The organism is Hymenobacter swuensis DY53 (assembly GCF_000576555.1).
In the GTDB taxonomy this organism is placed as follows: Bacteria; Bacteroidota; Bacteroidia; order Cytophagales; family Hymenobacteraceae; genus Hymenobacter; species Hymenobacter swuensis.
In genome coordinates, this window is the sequence record NZ_CP007145.1 from 1,278,239 (window position 1) to 1,293,830 (window position 15,592).

The following is a 15,592-nucleotide window of genomic DNA, read 5'->3' on the forward strand; positions in this document are numbered from 1 at the left end:
AAGATACTGGGTTGGCCTTCAGTTTTGCCGAATAACCGGAACCTAAAACGCGAAGGTTCACGGAGCATTACCTCCGCGAACCTTCGCGTTCAGAATAGTGAAAAACGGGAAGCCGGCTAGTGGACCGGCTGCGGCTGGAATGAGGTGATGGCCTCCCCCAGATCCAGCACCGACACTTCGGGCAAGGCGGCCTGCACGATGCTGCTGCCGGCTGCCGAGCGGTAGCCGCCCGCGCAATGAATGAGAATGGGCTTATCGGTCGGGATTTCGTGGGCCCGTTCGCGCAGCTCGGGCAGCGGAATCAGCAACGCACCCTCAAAAACCGGCTGCTGGGCCTCCGTACGGTTGCGAATATCCACGATGGTAAAGTCGTGTGGCTGCTGGCGTACTTGGTCTACGTCTACAGCAGGAGACATGGCAGTCAGCTCCCGAGGCGTAAGCAATGCGCCTTTAATAGTGCCTTCGTAGCCTATTTTGGCCGTCTTACGGATGACGATATCCAGGGCAATCTGCGAATCGGCAATCAGGTAGAATGGCTCGTCAGGGCCTACTACCGAGCCCAGCCAGGTTTCAAACTTGCCGCCATCCATCAGGTTGATGGCGCCGGGCAGGTGGCCGGCCCGGAACTCGGCCGCCGGCCGCGTATCAATAATCACGACGCCAAGCTCCAGCGGAGTGCCCGGCTGCAGGCGCGGCACCGCCCGCACGCTGTCCTCGAAAGGCAACGCGCCCTGTTTGTTCAGCACCACATCGTGCCCGAAATACTTGGGCATAAAGGGCTGGTCTTCCAGCAGCACCCGGATAAACTCGTCCTCCGACATAGGCTGGAGGGCGTAGTTGGTTTTTACTTCTTTGCCAATAGTGCTATCCAAGTCGAGAGAAGTGGTTTTGCCGCAGAGGGAGCCGGGGCCGTGGGCCGGATACACTTTGGTAGTAGCGGGCAGCGTCATCAGCTTCTGGCGGGTGCTCTGGTACAGTTGGGCGGCCAGTCCCTCGCGGCTGTGTCCACCCACCAGGTCCGATTCGCGCAGGTCAGGGCGGCCTACATCACCCACAAACAGCGTGTCGCCGGTAAATACAGCGCGCGTCTGGCCCAGCTCATCCAGCAACAAAATGCTGATGGAGTCAGGAGAGTGACCAGGCGTGTTGAGAGCGTGCAGCTCCACGGTACCCAGCACAATGCGCTGGTCGTCGTCGAAGGTCTGGTGGGGGTAGCTGGCTTTCACCAACTTGCTTACATAAATGACAGCACCGGTTTCCTGCGCAATTTCCAGGTGGCTGCTGACAAAATCGGCGTGCGGGTGGGTTTCAATAACGGCTACGATTTTGGCGTCGTGCTCGTCGGCGAAATCGTAGTACTGCTGCGGGTCGCGGGCCGGGTCGATGATGGCCACCTGCCGGCCGCTGCGGATGGCATAGCTCGCGTGGGCCAGGCCTTTGTCGTAAAACTGCTGAATCTGTACCGAACCGGTACTACTGGGCAGAGGACTCATGGGGTGTTAGATGTGGTGGATGCCTTTCGGCCGGATCAGGCCAGAGCACGAAGGCATATGGTCAAATATAGGCACCGGGGCCGCCTTATGTTACACACATACCGGATAAAGTAGTGTGCATGACTGGTAATATATTGATTTAAAGTTCTTTGCTGACTTGGAGGGCTGCGTGTGGGTTTACGAAGTCAGCTCGTCATGCCCTTGCGTGCGACAGGTTTTTTGCTGTCGTGAAAAGCCAACTAAAAAAGCCCCGGCCACAACTGGCCGGGGCTTTCCAGATAGCAGAAAGAGAAAGGCTAACTTTTGGCCTTCAGCTTACTGCCACGCTTGTTCTGGTGCTTATCCATTCGATTCTCACGCAGTTGCACGTATTGGGTATACTGGTCGGCAGTCAGTACCTCCTTCAATTGCGCATCCGTCTTTTCCTGGGCGGATTTCAACTCCTGACCCATACCCTGGCGGGTATCAGCAGTGGCGTATCTGCTCCGGAGATTTTGCATTTCCTGGGCTTGAGCTAGAGCAATGGCCCGCACTTTGGGTGTCTGCTCGGCTGAGAGGCTGAGCTGCTTGGTAAGGCGCTGAGTCAGGAAATCGGCCCGTTGCTCGGGCGTCATGTTGGGGCGGTTCTGGGCAGCGCCGTCGGGGCGGGCCATAGGTGTGGCGGCAGTCTGCGCCGAAACGGAGCCGGCAGTCAGGATAACGGCGGTTAAGAGGGCAAGCATCTTTTTCATGGAGAAGGAGTCTGTGTGACAGGGTATGGCCGGTTAGAAGGCCGGATGGAGGCCAAGTTTAATGTTCGGCCCCAAAAACCACCGGCCCACTTCCAGGCAGGCCCTTTCAATCAGTAGAAACGCCTATATTCGGGCCACGGAGCGGCTTGCAGGCTGCTTTTTTTGCCAAATTCACAATCCTCGTCTCACCTTTTTCTCTTTCCTCTCAACAACCTGTATGGCAAATATTTTCGCCAAAAAACCGCTGGCTCAACTGCTGGGCGAAGCTAACTCATCCGGGCACGGCGCGCTAAAGCGCACTCTAGGCGCGGGCAACCTTGTTGCGCTGGGCGTGGGAGCTATTATTGGGGCAGGCCTGTTTGTGCGCACGGCCAACGCTGCCGCACAGGCTTCCGGACCTGGTGTAACGCTGGCTTTCATCCTGGCTGCTTTCGGCTGTGTATTCGCGGGGCTATGCTACGCCGAGTTTGCTGCCATGATTCCCATTGCCGGCTCGGCTTATACCTACGCCTACACTACCATGGGTGAGTTTGTGGCCTGGACTATCGGCTGGGCGCTGATTATGGAGTATGCCTTGGGGGCCGCTACCGTAAGTATTGCCTGGAGCGAGTACCTGAATAAGCTGTTGGAAGTTTTTCACACCAGTATACCATACCATTTAACTCACTCTCCCTTTGAGCATGCCTTGGTTAATGGCGTAGACACGCGCGGCCTTATTAACCTGCCTGCCTTGTTCATCATCGTGATGCTGAGTCTGCTGCTGGTGAAAGGAACACAGGAATCGGCTATGTTCAACGCCGTTATTGTGGTATTGAAAACGGCCATCGTGGTGATTTTCATTGCTGTGGGCTGGCAGTTCATCAACCCCGAAAACCACACGCCTTATCTGATTCCGGCCGATGCGGTAGTGAAAAACGCCGCTGGTGAGGTAGTTCGTACGTATGAAGGGTGGAACAAACACGGTTGGGGAGGTATTCTGGGCGGGGCGGGTATCGTTTTCTTCGCCTTCATTGGTTTTGATGCCGTAAGTACCGCTGCACAGGAAGCCAAAAACCCTAAGCGCGACATGCCTATCGGTATCCTGGGCTCGTTGGCCCTTTGCACAGTCCTTTATATTCTGTTCGGTCACGTACTCACAGGTGTTGCTAACTGGCGCGAGTTTGCCGATCCGGCTATCGGCGGCGAGGCTTCGGTTGCTTACGCTATTAAGGCGCATATGACCGGCTACGGCTGGCTGGCTACGGCCGTCACCGTCGGTATCCTGCTTGGTTTCACCTCAGTAATTTTGGTAATGCTCATGGGGCAGAGCCGGGTGTTCTTTTCCATGGCCAAGGATGGTTTGATGCCCAGAGCCTTCTCTGAGCTACATCCTAAATTCAACACGCCCTACAAATCGAACTTGATGCTGATGGTGTTCGTGGGCCTGTTTGCTGCCTTCGTACCGGGCTCGGTAGCTGGCGACCTTACCTCGTTTGGTACTTTGCTGGCATTCGTGTTGGTAAGCATTGGTGTGTGGGTGATGCGCAAATCCGACCCCGCTCAGCACCGCCCGTTCCGTTCGCCATTGTCTTCGCCCTCCTTTCCGCTGGTTCCCTTCATGGGGGCTGGGGTATGTCTGGCACTGATTGTAGGTCTCGATATCAAAACGCTGGTACTGGCCATCGGCTGGATGCTGCTGGGGTTCATTGTGTACTTTATTTACGGCAAGAGAAACTCCAAGCTCCAGCAGGGCATTGTGGTGGTTCCTACCGAAATGGAGGAACAGGCGTTCATCGAGCCTGACCCCAAGAACGCGTAACGAGCCTAGCTTGTCAACTGAAAGCCCCGCCGGAATAGCTCCGGCGGGGCTTTTTTGTGGGCAGCACGGTGGCGTTTAACCGGCCTTTACTTCGCTTTGCAACTTGAGCACCCGGGCCCCGTCGGCCTGCACAATGAGGTAGGCCGGGTTATCGGGCGTGCCGTGGCGGGTGATTTCGGCACCCTGCAGCTGGCGCGTCACGCTCGTTTTGTGGGTTTCTTCAATTTTGCCGGTCGCCGTGCCCGTGCCGTATTTCCAGGTGACTTTGGTGCCTTTACGCATCATAAAACAAGTAAACGGGTGGGTAGAATACAGGCTTTACTGCTGCCAGGAGGGGGAAGTTGTGAGAAGTATAGAAACCTGATAGCTTACAGGCTGAACCATACGGGCCGGCACTGCCGGTCGCTCTCCGCCGTGCCAATCTCTCGACTCCTGCTCCTGATGCTTTGCTGCGGAGTGGTGCTTTCCGCCCGGGCCCTGCCGGCCGGTTCCCGTGCCGATAGTCTGCAACGGCTGCTCAGTGCTTCCCGTCCCGATACCAGCCGGGTGCAGTTGCTTATTGAAATGGCTTGGGAGCGAACGGACGACAACCCGCTGGTAGGGGTGGAATATGGTCAGCGGGGGCTGCGGCTGGCCCGGCGGCTGCAGTATCCGGTGGGGGAGTGCCGCGCGCTGCTGATGCTGGGCTGGGCTTTTATGCGTACGGGCAACTATACTACAGCTATTCAGACGCAGGTGCAGGCGCGGCGGCTGGCAGAGAGCATCGGCTACGCGGGCGGCATTATCCACGCCGATAATGCGCTGGGGTACGCACACCTGGAACAGGGCAGTCAACGGTTGTCATTGCGCTATTTTCGGAGGGCCATTGCGCTGGCGGAAAAGCAGCACAACGTGGTGTTACTGACGCCCATCCTCGGCAACATCGGGCGGGCGCATCTGGAGCTGGGCCAGCCCGATTCAGCCTGGTACTTTACTTGGCGGGGGTATCAGCTGGACCTGCAACAGCACGATATGCACAGCGAAATTGGCGACCTGTCTATTCTCGGGGACATTGCCGCCCGCCGGCAGCAGCCCAATCAGGCGCAGTATTTTTATCAGCAGACGATTGTGCGGGCAGTAGGCATGCCGGTATCATACGCCACCAGCCGGGCGTATCTGGGACTGGCCCGGCTGGCCCGGGCGCAGCAGCAGCCAGCCGTCGCGCTGCGGTACGCGCAGCAGGCCTTGGCTGCAGGGCAGGCCGGCAGCTACGCTAAAGGCGTATTCGAAGCCAGCGACTATCTGGCCGATCTGTACGCAACGCAGGGCAACAGTACCGACGCCTACCGCTTCCTGCGCGCCGCCGCCGCAACCCGGGATAGTCTGTTCAGTCGGGCGCGGATGAGCCAGGTGCAGGCCCTAAGCTTCAGTGAAGAGCTGCATCAGCAGGAACTGGCCGAACAGGGCGAACGAGCCGCCGCTCAGCGACGACAGAACATGCTGCTGCTGGCACTGGCCGGGCTTGTTGGAACCGCCGGATTTGGCTACTTGCTGATTAGCCGCCGCCATCTGCGCCGGGAGGTAGAGTTTGTGCAGGAACGCCAGCGCCTGGAGCGCCGCTATTCCGAAGATATTCTGGATGCTGAGCAGAAGGAGCGGCGCCGGGTGGGAGCCGACCTGCACGATAGTGTCGGCCAGTTGCTGAGTGCCGCCAAAATGACTCTTTCAGCCCTGCAGCACCAGTTGCGGCTCACGGAAATTGCGCACAAGGATTTGTTTGCGAATACGCTGGAGATGCTGGATGAGGCTGTGCGGGAAGTGCGCAGCATCTCCCACAAACTGGTGCCCAATGCCCTCACGCGTCATGGGCTGGCAAAAGCCGTGGGTAGTCTGCTGGGACGGCTCACATTGGCTCCTTCTTGCCTACAGGCGCGGCTGGAAGTAGCGGGTTTGGAAGAACAACGGTTGGATTCAACGCTGGAAAATATCCTGTTTCGGATGGTGCAGGAACTGGTGCACAATGTTACCAAGCACGCGCAGGCCTCAGAGATAACCGTGCAGCTGCTGGCCACTCCGCAACAGGTCCGAATTGTGGTAGCCGATAATGGCCAGGGCTTCCGGCAGCAGCAGTCTCCGGTAGCTGCAGGTATTGGTCTGCGCAATGTAGAAAGCCGGGTGGCTTATCTGAACGGGCAACTGCAGATTACCTCCGCCCCCGGCCAGGGAACCAGCGTTGTGCTGGATATCCCGTTACGGCCGGTTCCGATGCCGGCGGCAGCAAGTAGCCGGGCGTAGATACGGCCTCCTTTGCTCAAGAGCGGGAGGTGGCAGATTATTGGGTGGCCCATCCCGGCAGGGCCGCTGCCTATGCCTATTTATCTATATTTACTATCGAAGATAATTGTAGTATCTTCCAAATTGCCCCAGCCTGAAAACCGGACTTGGGGTGCCTGTTTCATTGTTAACTGAGAACTATGTCTGAAGTGCTATCCAGTCAGGAAATCATTCCGTTGCTACTGGTAGACGATCATCCGGTGATAGTGGAGGGACTGAAAACCATGCTCCGGCCCGAAACGGATTTGCGTGTGGTAGCCCAAGCCTATAGCGGAGCCGATGCGTTACGCTTACTGCCAGCGCATCCGGAAATCCGGGTAGCCGTCCTCGACCTGAATATGCCCGAAATGACGGGCGTTGAGCTGGCGCGCGCCATTCGCACCACTTGGCCTACCATTCGGGTTCTGATTTTGAGCATGTTCCATGATCATGCCACTGTGGCCGAAGTGCTGGAAGCCGGCGGCTCCGGTTACGTCCTGAAAACAGCCACCCGGGCAGAGTTAAGTACCGCTATCCGCCAGGTAGCGGCCGGCCAGAACTATTTCAGCCAGGACGTAGCCGCCACCCTGTTGCAGAATCTCCAGATTCCGAGTGCCTTGCAAGCGAAACGCACTGCTGAGCTGACCGGGCGGGAACAGGAAATTCTGCAGCTCATTGCCCGCGAATATTCCAACCAGGATATTGCGGCGGCCCTTTTCATCAGTGAGCGAACCGTCGAGACGCATCGGCGTAACCTGTTCACGAAAACCAGCTCTAAATCAGTGGTAGGACTGATTCAATACGCTCTTCGTCACAAGCTGATCCAATAGAAAGTATAGTACCGCCGGTAGTGGCAAGTACCCGGAAATAGTACAGTGAAATTTGCGCTCAGACAATCAGGGTGTTACGTAGTTGTGGCTGGTTAGCCTGTAGCAGAAGAGTCGGGATAAGAGCAGGGGAGAAAAGAACCGTAAAAGGTGGGAGAAGAATGCAGAAAGGCTCTTTCAGCCGGCAGGGCCCTTTGCGCCTATATAGCAGCGCTTTGCCCTGCCTCCTCCGTACTGGTACGGATATAAAAATAAGGGCTGCCACTGATTTACATTATAACAATAAAAAATATACCTTAGCATCGTTCAATCAAATGATAATATCTTTATATTAGATGCTGTCATTTGCGTTCAATGCGTCATCCCAACCTGTTGTTTTTCCTCTTCTAACCCACCTGCGCCCGTGTCTAAACGTCTAACCTCTAACGGAAAAGAGACTATGCCTTCAAAAATTCTCTCCTTCATCTGCCACGTTCCCGGTATGGCTCCCGGTCTGTTTCCATCGGTGCCCACCACTACCAGCACGCACCGGGCCGCTGAGCGCAAGGCGGAAGCCAAGCATGCTGCTGCGGGTGGTCATTTTACGGCCATTTATGAGAATGACCGGTTTGTGCGCTTCAAGTACATCAACAATAACTAGACTGGCTTCGGGGTATTCCCTGGCGAATCGGTAGGCGGCCGGTAACGCGTGGGACGTATTCCAGCAGCTTGCGTACCAAAAGGCGCTGTGCTTTCGTTCGGGAAGCCAGCGCCTTTTGCGTGGCCGCCGGAGCCGGGCCCGGCAATTCGCCTAACTTGCGCCCCGGTCCATCCGTTTTGCGTGCATGATTGATTCGCTGGTTCGCGCTGTGGCGCCGCTCTTAGCTTTAGTAGTTCTTCTGACTCCGGTTGCCAGCCGGGCCCAAACAGCCTTCACCCCCGATGAAAACGCCTGGTATGGCGTAGTAGCTCGCAGTAGTGGCCGCTCCCTCGACGTTACCAATGCTTCAGCAGAGGCTGGTACGGCCACTGTGCAATGGGAATTCACGCACGCCAACAGCCAGCAGTGGCGCTTCGTGCCCGCCGCCAAGGGCAGCGACTTTTACCGCGTTGAGGCCCGCCACAGCGGCAAGTGCCTTACCCTGGAAAAGCCCGACGAAAATGCTCCGCTGGTGCAGCGCCCCTGGACGGGTAGCTTTTACCAGCAATGGAAACTCGTGCCCTCGGGGCCGCTGGGTAGCTTTGTGCTGGTGAGTCGGGGCAACGATAAATGCGCTGCCCTGGCTGCCGCCGATAAGTTCAACGGTACTCCCGTGGTGGGCCAGCGGGTACAGAACCGTGCCACTCAGCAGTGGAAACTGTTCAAACTGCATCTCAATGTAGATTCTAGCCAGCCGGGTTTTGGGATGCCTGAAGCCTTGCTGAGCCTGAACACGCCTACTGGGAACGAGCTACAGCCGGTACTAACCGCCGACGGTAATACGCTCTACTTTAGCCGGACACGGTACAGCGGCAACAAGGAAGGCGTCACCGAATCGGGTGATATTTGGGTGAGTACTTCGGCTAACAACGGCCGCACCTGGAACCCCGCTACTCGCCTCGATGCCCTCAACACTACTCAGAATAATGGGGTAATGGCGGTTATTAACGAGGGCCGCACGCTGCTGGTGCGCGGCGCGTATGAGCGGGACGGCTCTTTCCGGGATGAAGGAATAAGCAAAGTGGACCGTGACGCGACGGGCAAAAATGGGAAGCCGCTGGCAGTGGAAATAGCCAACTATTACTCGGCCGGCCCGGCTACCTCGTTCTTTATGTCGCCCGATGCGCAGATTCTGCTTATGAGCCTAGAGCGCGGCGACTCGCAGGGGGCCAATGACCTGTATGTCAGCCGGCCCACTCCCGACGGTCTCTGGACCGAGCCTTTCAACCTGGGAGCAATAGTTAATTCGCCTGGCTTTGAGTTTGCACCCTGGCTGGCGGCTGATGGCAAAACCCTGTACTTCAGCTCGTATGGGCATGCCGGCTACGGCAGTGCCGATATTTTTGTAACCACGCGGCTGGACGAAACCTGGACCCGCTGGACGGAACCGCGCAACCTGGGCGCACCGCTCAACGGACCCGGCTTCGATGCCTACCTCAGCCTGACGGCCGATGGCAAGCAGGCCTATTATGCTTCATCACGCACTGCCAATGGCCCTGCCGACCTGTTCCGCACGGCTACCGGGGTAGTACCGGTGGCTGATACTACCGCCCAGCCGGCAGAGCCGGTACGGCCGGCTGTAGCTGCCCGGATGCTGCTAACCGGCCGTACGCTGGATGCCAAAACCCGACAGCCGCTGGCTACGGAAGTGAAGGTAAATCGGCTGGATGCGGACCTGGTATTCAATGCTACTACCCGGACAGATGTTGCTGCCGGTAGCTATCAGTTTACGTTGCCACCCGGCCGTTATCGGGTGCAGGCCACCCGCGTAGGATTCCTCACCGCTACCGATACCGTCACTATGACCGGTTCCCGCGCGCTGGAGTTGGCGCTGGTACCGGCAGCCGTGGGTTCAAGCCTGGAGTTGCCTACACTCATCTTTGCGCAGGGAAAATACACGCTGCTTCCCGCTTCCTACACCGAGTTGAACCGCTTGGCCCGCACCTTGCAGGATAACCCCGCTGTGAACATCCGCCTGGAAGGCCACACCGATAACCAGGGACGCGCTGACCTGAACGTGAAGCTGTCGGAGGAGCGGGTAGCCGAAGTGCGGCGCTACCTCGTGACGCGGGGCGTGGCCGAGAAGCGTATCAGCACCGTTGGCTACGGTGGCAGCAAGCCCCGGGCCTCCAACGAGAAAGAGGAAACCCGTAAGCTGAACCGCCGCGTAGAATTCACTATTGTAAAATAGCGGCCGGCGGCGGTTACGCCTTTTCGAACCCTTCAATTTTGCGCGGTATGCACGCTTTGATTCGCCGGGAAGTGGCGTTACCCGATTTGCCCTCGGCTTCCGGAGCAGAAATAGTGGGCGAGACGGCCTACATCATCGGCGACGACTCTCCTTTTTTGTACCAGCTCAATGCTGCCACGCTGGCCGCCGGGCAGCGCACCATGCTGTTTGAAACGGCTCATTTCAGCAGCGGCCGCATTCCGAAGGAGCTGAAGCTGGATCTGGAGTGTCTCACGGCCCTTGCTACGCCTGCCGGCGAAACCAGCCTGCTGGTACTGGGCTCGGGCGCTACGGCCGCCCGCGAACAAGGCTATTGGGTGCCGCTGACCGGGGCGGGGGGGAGCCGGGTGGAAACCGTGTATCCGCTCAGTCTGAGTGGCCTGTACGCGGTGCTGCGGCCGTTGCTGCCGGCCGGTATCGTGCTGAATCTGGAAGCCGCCGCCGCTACGCCCACGGAGCTTCTGCTGTTCCAACGGACGGTGGGGGCCGCCAGTGGCAACCTATTGTTCCGGCTACCGTTGGCAACCACGCTGGCCTATCTGCAGCATCGCACTACCCAGGTGCCAGCCGTGCAGCGGCAGTTTTTTGAGTTGCCGGTTATCGATGGGAAGCCCGCTGGTTTTTCCGGCGCAACGTGGTTTGCCGGGCGGTTATTCGTGACAGCTTCAGTGGAAGATACCCAGGATGCTGTGCTGGATGGGGTGGTGTTAGGTTCATTTGTAGGAGTGCTGGAACTGGGAGCGGCCGGGCAGCAGCAGGTATTGCCCGCAACCCTGGCCCGGTTGGTCTGGTCTGATGGCCGCCCGTACCGGGGCAAGGTGGAAAGCGTAGCGGTGTTCCGGACGCTTGCGGCCAGCCGCTACGAGCTGCTGCTGGTGACAGATGACGATGCCGGGGGCTCTACCGCCGTAACAGTGGAACTGATCTTGTGATAAGCAGGTAAGCGGCTGACAGGAAATAGTTTGTGCGGCAGCTTTCAGGGGAATTAAACAGAAGAGGATACTGTTTTCTAGCATCGGCTTTTCGGAATGGAAAGCACCGTTTTTACGCTACCAGACTACTCGTTATGATTCTGTTTGCCACCCGCTTTTTGTACCCCGTCAGTGCCGTGAAGCTACAGGAGCAGCAGGGCATCCTGCCTGCCGAGTTTCTGCAGACTATCCAGCAGCTGCAACCCTTCCTGGAGAAGGAAAAAGCCTACGGAGAGGTCTGTTCTACCACTGTTACCTCGCCCCGGGGCCGGCTGCTAACCGTTGCCTACCGCAAAACCTATTCGACGGAGCAAGGCTTCGTGGTCGAAATCCTAGATGCGCAGGTAGTACGTCGGCTGGCGCAGGCAGCTTAATCTGCTAACATGCATATGGCACCCGGTAGATGACCGAAGGTCAGGCAAATACCGGGTGCTGACGCGCGTGGTCAGCTGCCACGTCGCCAGATGAAACCATCCAGTACATAGTGGGTAGCCTGCGGAAGAGCCAGCAGAGGCACCAACAGCGCAAGGGCCCAGGAATCGGATATGGCAGGCAGGTGCTGGAACCAGCCGAATACGGCAGCGTGCTCCCGCCATATCAGCCCGTCCCAGATACCTTCTTCCAGCAGAGCCAGTCCAAACAGCACTCCTAGAAACAACGCCACGCCGTTCCGGCCCTGCCACCAGGCGCGCCGTGGGTTGCTGGAGGTGGGCTGACTGGTAGTCCAGATAAGGGCCAAGTATGGAATGCCGTGAGCTACCACGTTGAGCAGGGTAAAAGCTAGGTCGCCGTTGAACAGTATGATGCCCACATACCAGGAGGCTGCGGTACCTAGCAGTAACAGGTTACGCGGCCAGTTGAAATAGGCAGTGTAGTGCCACAGGCTGCCTTCTTTCACCAGATATACCCCCAAAAGACCCGCATACAGTCCCGTAAGTACGGTTCGGCCGCCGGGCCAGTCGTGCTGAACGAAGTCGCCTTCCACAAACCAGTTGAAGTTGCGGGGTCGCGAAAGGTGCCACCAAAGCAGCGGATAGATGGTAGCCGCGTAAATCAGGAGGGTATCCAGCTGCCGGCTGAAGCGCGAGGTTGTTTCGTGGCGGCTGTAGAGGCGCAGGAAACCGTATTGCTGGCGGATAAAGTGGAACACGGCCGCGTAGGCCAGCACCCGCCAGAACCACAGGCTGCCGCCCAGCCCATGCAGCGCCACCCCGGCCGCGTAGCAGCCCAGCGGTACTGCCCATAATACCGTGCGAAACTGCCGGCGGCGGCGGACATCGAAATAGGTGCGAAATAAGGTGCTGTATACGTGCGCAACATCAATGAGCACTACCAGTGCCACCCAGGCCCATACCGGCATCCGGGTTGAAGTGCGGAAAGCCTGGGGCAGGGCCGCTACCACCAGCAGGGCCAGAAATGGCGGCCCTAAAATCCAGAGCCCGTCAAATCCTGCCGACCGGATCCAGGGCTGACGGGAGTTGACAAGCGGCGGAGCAGCAGACGTGGGCATACGGTGAGAGGCAAGCAGCGTGACTACACCCGAAAGTAGCAGTTTCGGGCGGGCTAACGCGTACGCGGCGGTTGAGCAGGCGGCAGGTAGTCAACCGGTAGAAACTCGCCCATTTTCTCAAAACCCCAGTAGCCTTCGGTATACAAAGCCAGCGGGTTGGTGGGCTGGCCGTTGGGTTGCAGTGGCACCTGCGGCTGTTGCAGGTGCAATACCGATACCTGTTTATCGAGGCCCGCAGGCAATGCCTGGCCGGGAGTGGCATTGCGGGCCGTAAAGGCTACGTACGCTGGGTCGGCGGGTTCCTGATCATAGTATACCAGCAACAGGTCGGGGAATTGCAGCAGCACTTCCGGTGCGCCGGGCGGTCGGCGGCTGAAGTCGGGAGTAGCCAACGGAGCGGAAAACAGGTACTCCAGTTGGCGCGGCACGCGTACCAGACGGGCCACTGAATCGTCGAAACGGCCCGGATTGAGAGTCCGGAGGGAAAGGGCTTGGGCCCGCATAAGTACCAGCAGACTATCGGCGCGGGCGCGGGCAGGGTTTGGCACGCGCCGCAACCGCTGCACCCGGAAGCCGGCTTCGGCTACTCGGTTGTCATACACGCTGCGCAGAAAGTGAGGTAACGAGCCTTTGTATGCCTGACTGCGGTTGGCTGCCCAGCGTTGCTGCTGCCGGCCGGAGCGGGCTTTCAGCGGCTCAAAAACCGGCGAGCCATAAAAGGACATCCAGCCTTCGGCGAAATTCAGCCGAAAATCCAGCCCATAGTAGCGGATGCGGTAGCCCAGGGCCTGATTTTCCACCGTCAGGAAATCGGCACACGTAGCCGTCAGCTCGTTCTTTTCCACGTCGTATTCTACGCGTACAGCCTCGGGGTTGCGAATGCGGCATTGCTGGGAGAAGGTAGTGCTGCCCAGAAATGTGCTGGCAAATTTCTGGTAATCCTCGGGCTTATTGGGGTGGGGGCGTACCACCACTTCGCCCAGCGCATTGGCACTCGGCGGCAGCCGGAACGTGAGTTGCTGCGGCTCATTGGCCAAGGTGATAACCTGCCGACGCAGCTCATAGCCTAGATAAGAGGCCACCACTTCATAAGTGCCGGCTGGTACCCGTGCAAAGGAAAATTGTCCGGCAGCGTCGGTAGTGACTCCCAGCGTGGTATTAGCCAGGAACACGGTGCCAAAGGGCAGCGGCTGCCGCGTTACGGAGTCGAGGACGATGCCACTAAGGGCACTTTGCGCCTGTACCTGCGGAGTAGCCAGCAGCAATAACAGCCCCGCGAATAGCCAGTAGCGGGCCTTCCGCGCCAAGGCAATACCTGTTTTACACAGAACTGTAAGTGGAATTACGAACATTTCGTAATAATACGAAATGTTCGTAATTGGGCAAGATAGTCTGCCATTTAGTCTTGTTCGGCCGCTAACAACTCCTGGGCAGCGCGCACACCTTGGTAAAATCCTTCCTCAAATATAGAGAGGCCGCTTAGATCGGTATGGGCGAAGAATAGTTTGTTTTGCCAGGGTCGGGCAGCAGCGGCTCGGGCTGCACCCCACACAAAGCCGGGCGTAGGGGCTATCATACCGTGGCCCCACACCCAGACATCGGCACGCTGCACCAGTGGTGTAATGCCAGGATGAGCAGTTTCCAGCTCAGCCAACGTGCGACGGACCCACTCATCGTAGCTGGTTTGGTAGGCCTGGCGGCGGGTGGCGGTGGGGTCAGCGGCGGGTAGGGGCAGATAATAGGTAATGACTTGCGGCCCGCCAGCTGATTGGCTCAGGCTTTGATGCCACGCACTCACATAGCCTACTGACTCCGTCCCGTACAGCACATTATCCCAGCTGAGCGGCTGGCCGGGACCTTGTGGTAAGCCGGCTACCGTGAGGTTCACCACGGCCCATGGGGCGCGGTGGCACGGTAGCGGCCGCTGGGCCGCCGGGGGCAAACTGGTTATCAGTCGCTCAGTAATGAACAAAGGCGTGGCCATAATAACGCGGCGGGCCGCTACGCGCGTCGTCTGGCGGGTTGTCACGTCGAAGCAGTCTACTGCCAAGCCGGTCGGCGTGTCGTGCAGGGCGTAGGCCACGGTATTGGGGCGAATGGGAGCAGAAGCCTGCCGCCGCAGTTGTTCCACCAGAAAGCCGTTGCCTTCGGGCCAGGTTAATACGTCGGAGGCCGTGGCGTTATGGGCCTGGCCCTTGCGTGATGCAAAGTAGTGCAGACCCGCCCACGCCGATACCTGAGCCGCCGAGGCTCCGTAATCGTCACGGCAGCTATAGTCCAGATACCAGCGAAGGTGAGGACTGGTGAAACGGTGGGCATCGAGCCAGGCGGCAAACGTCTGCACGTCCAGCTTCCGAAACTGCTCATCCTGGGAAGACTCCTGCACCGGAATCCGGAAGGCGTCGCGGCCGTCCTGACCCCGGGCTTGGCGCAGGTCTTCAATTAGTTGAAAAAACCGGGCAATCTGCTCCTTCTCAGCCGGGGGCACCCCCAACTCCGGTACCAACCCGGTTTGCCAGTGCCCGTGCAGAAACAGCCGCTCTTCGGGGTCGTGGCACAGGTGGTAGTCGTTGTAGATGGGCAGTCCGGAGGCGGCATCGAAGCCGGTAATTATGCTTGCTTCCTGCAGGAACCGGAGCAGCGCGTGGTTGCGCACGTCGGGGATGGGCAGGTAGTGAGCCCCCCAGGGATAAGCGGATACCTCGTTGCGGCCGGCCCGGGAGTTGCCGCCGGGCTGCTCATCCAGCTCCACCAGCAGCACCTGCTCTGGTTTCATGCCCTGGCGCTCCAATTCGCGTCGGGCCGTGAGGCCCGCTACACCGCCGCCTATAATCACTACCTCTACTGTTTCGGTGCGGGTAGGAGCGGGCAGCCGGGCCGGGGCGCGTAGCAGATGGCCGGTGGCGTGGTTGGCCCCATGCATACTCCCGCGGATGTGGCTGCGCCCGGTACCCGGCGCGCACGACTCCAGCCCTGCCAGCGGTGCCAGTAATAGCCCTGCACTGCCTAGGGCAGTTTTCTGCAGGAAATGGCGGCGGCTGGACATTGCGTTAGTGGGCTG

General features: G+C 58.7%; 13 protein-coding genes. 7 read left to right on the plus strand and 6 right to left on the minus strand.

Annotated elements, in window-relative coordinates; all coding sequences use genetic code 11:
- Nucleotides 1–116 precede the first annotated feature (116 nt).
- Nucleotides 117–1,493, minus strand: a complete 1,377-nt coding sequence (locus tag HSW_RS06950; protein ID WP_044001360.1) for an MBL fold metallo-hydrolase — start codon at nt 1,491–1,493, stop codon at nt 117–119.
- Nucleotides 1,494–1,789: 296 nt separating this feature from the next.
- Complete coding sequence (locus HSW_RS06955) at nt 1,790–2,215, minus strand: hypothetical protein (protein ID WP_155832862.1); 426 nt, start codon at nt 2,213–2,215, stop codon at nt 1,790–1,792.
- A 226-nt stretch (nt 2,216–2,441) separates the two neighbouring features.
- Between HSW_RS06955 and HSW_RS06960 the strand changes: the two genes are divergently transcribed.
- On the plus strand, nt 2,442–4,022 hold the full coding sequence (locus tag HSW_RS06960; protein ID WP_052346201.1) for an amino acid permease: 1,581 nt from the start codon (nt 2,442–2,444) through the stop codon (nt 4,020–4,022).
- Between the two features lie 75 nt (nt 4,023–4,097).
- Here HSW_RS06960 and HSW_RS06965 read toward each other — a convergent pair whose 3' ends face one another.
- Nucleotides 4,098–4,307 (minus strand): hypervirulence associated TUDOR domain-containing protein, encoded by a 210-nt coding sequence (locus tag HSW_RS06965; protein ID WP_044001362.1) that lies wholly within the window; start codon nt 4,305–4,307, stop codon nt 4,098–4,100.
- A gap of 171 nt (nt 4,308–4,478) precedes the next feature.
- On the opposite strand from HSW_RS06965, the gene HSW_RS06970 reads away from it, so the two are divergent.
- The 6 genes from HSW_RS06970 (at nt 4,479) to HSW_RS06990 (ending at nt 11,395) form a co-directional block, all read left to right on the plus strand.
- Nucleotides 4,479–6,296 carry a sensor histidine kinase gene (locus HSW_RS06970; protein WP_044001363.1) on the plus strand — a complete coding sequence of 606 codons (1,818 nt, stop codon included), beginning with the start codon at nt 4,479–4,481 and terminating at the stop codon, nt 6,294–6,296.
- A gap of 179 nt (nt 6,297–6,475) precedes the next feature.
- A complete protein-coding gene (locus HSW_RS06975) occupies nt 6,476–7,144 on the plus strand; it encodes a response regulator transcription factor (RefSeq protein ID WP_044001364.1) in 669 nt (222 codons plus the stop codon).
- A 436-nt stretch (nt 7,145–7,580) separates the two neighbouring features.
- Nucleotides 7,581–7,781 carry a hypothetical protein gene (locus HSW_RS24135; RefSeq protein ID WP_155832863.1) on the plus strand — a complete coding sequence of 67 codons (201 nt, stop codon included), beginning with the start codon at nt 7,581–7,583 and terminating at the stop codon, nt 7,779–7,781.
- 184 nt (nt 7,782–7,965) lie between these two features.
- Nucleotides 7,966–10,011 carry an RICIN domain-containing protein gene (locus tag HSW_RS06980; protein WP_052346202.1) on the plus strand — a complete coding sequence of 682 codons (2,046 nt, stop codon included), beginning with the start codon at nt 7,966–7,968 and terminating at the stop codon, nt 10,009–10,011.
- A gap of 47 nt (nt 10,012–10,058) precedes the next feature.
- Nucleotides 10,059–10,982, plus strand: coding sequence for a DUF6929 family protein (locus HSW_RS06985; protein ID WP_044001365.1), 924 nt, complete (start codon nt 10,059–10,061; stop codon nt 10,980–10,982).
- Nucleotides 10,983–11,116: 134 nt separating this feature from the next.
- Nucleotides 11,117–11,395 (plus strand): hypothetical protein, encoded by a 279-nt coding sequence (locus HSW_RS06990; protein WP_044001366.1) that lies wholly within the window; start codon nt 11,117–11,119, stop codon nt 11,393–11,395.
- Nucleotides 11,396–11,466: 71 nt separating this feature from the next.
- Here HSW_RS06990 and HSW_RS06995 read toward each other — a convergent pair whose 3' ends face one another.
- Genes HSW_RS06995 through HSW_RS07005 form a run of 3 tightly spaced genes read right to left on the minus strand, consistent with a single transcriptional unit; the run spans nt 11,467 to nt 15,577 of the window.
- Nucleotides 11,467–12,531: a hypothetical protein gene (locus HSW_RS06995; protein ID WP_052346203.1), complete on the minus strand. Its 1,065-nt coding sequence runs from the start codon at nt 12,529–12,531 to the stop codon at nt 11,467–11,469.
- 53 nt (nt 12,532–12,584) lie between these two features.
- Complete coding sequence (locus HSW_RS07000; RefSeq protein WP_044001367.1) at nt 12,585–13,883, minus strand: carboxypeptidase-like regulatory domain-containing protein; 1,299 nt, start codon at nt 13,881–13,883, stop codon at nt 12,585–12,587.
- A gap of 47 nt (nt 13,884–13,930) precedes the next feature.
- The gene (locus tag HSW_RS07005) at nt 13,931–15,577 is read right to left on the minus strand and encodes an NAD(P)-binding protein (protein WP_044001368.1); all 1,647 of its coding nucleotides are present in this window, start codon (nt 15,575–15,577) and stop codon (nt 13,931–13,933) included.
- Nucleotides 15,578–15,592 lie beyond the last annotated feature (15 nt).

What these genes read in the sequence shown, in the direction of transcription:
- HSW_RS06990 (WP_044001366.1), top strand. Translation starts at nt 11,117, where the DNA reads ATGATTCTGTTTGCCACCCGCTTTTTGTACCCCGTCAGTGCCGTGAAG.
- HSW_RS06965 (WP_044001362.1), bottom strand. Translation starts at nt 4,307, where the DNA reads ATGATGCGTAAAGGCACCAAAGTCACCTGGAAATACGGCACGGGCACG.
- HSW_RS06975 (WP_044001364.1), top strand. Translation starts at nt 6,476, where the DNA reads ATGTCTGAAGTGCTATCCAGTCAGGAAATCATTCCGTTGCTACTGGTA.
- HSW_RS06985 (WP_044001365.1), top strand. Translation starts at nt 10,059, where the DNA reads ATGCACGCTTTGATTCGCCGGGAAGTGGCGTTACCCGATTTGCCCTCG.
- HSW_RS07005 (WP_044001368.1), bottom strand. Translation starts at nt 15,577, where the DNA reads ATGTCCAGCCGCCGCCATTTCCTGCAGAAAACTGCCCTAGGCAGTGCA.
- HSW_RS07000 (WP_044001367.1), bottom strand. Translation starts at nt 13,883, where the DNA reads ATGTTCGTAATTCCACTTACAGTTCTGTGTAAAACAGGTATTGCCTTG.
- HSW_RS06950 (WP_044001360.1), bottom strand. Translation starts at nt 1,493, where the DNA reads ATGAGTCCTCTGCCCAGTAGTACCGGTTCGGTACAGATTCAGCAGTTT.
- HSW_RS06955 (WP_155832862.1), bottom strand. Translation starts at nt 2,215, where the DNA reads ATGCTTGCCCTCTTAACCGCCGTTATCCTGACTGCCGGCTCCGTTTCG.
- HSW_RS06995 (WP_052346203.1), bottom strand. Translation starts at nt 12,531, where the DNA reads ATGCCCACGTCTGCTGCTCCGCCGCTTGTCAACTCCCGTCAGCCCTGG.
- HSW_RS06980 (WP_052346202.1), top strand. Translation starts at nt 7,966, where the DNA reads ATGATTGATTCGCTGGTTCGCGCTGTGGCGCCGCTCTTAGCTTTAGTA.
- HSW_RS06960 (WP_052346201.1), top strand. Translation starts at nt 2,442, where the DNA reads ATGGCAAATATTTTCGCCAAAAAACCGCTGGCTCAACTGCTGGGCGAA.
- HSW_RS24135 (WP_155832863.1), top strand. Translation starts at nt 7,581, where the DNA reads ATGCCTTCAAAAATTCTCTCCTTCATCTGCCACGTTCCCGGTATGGCT.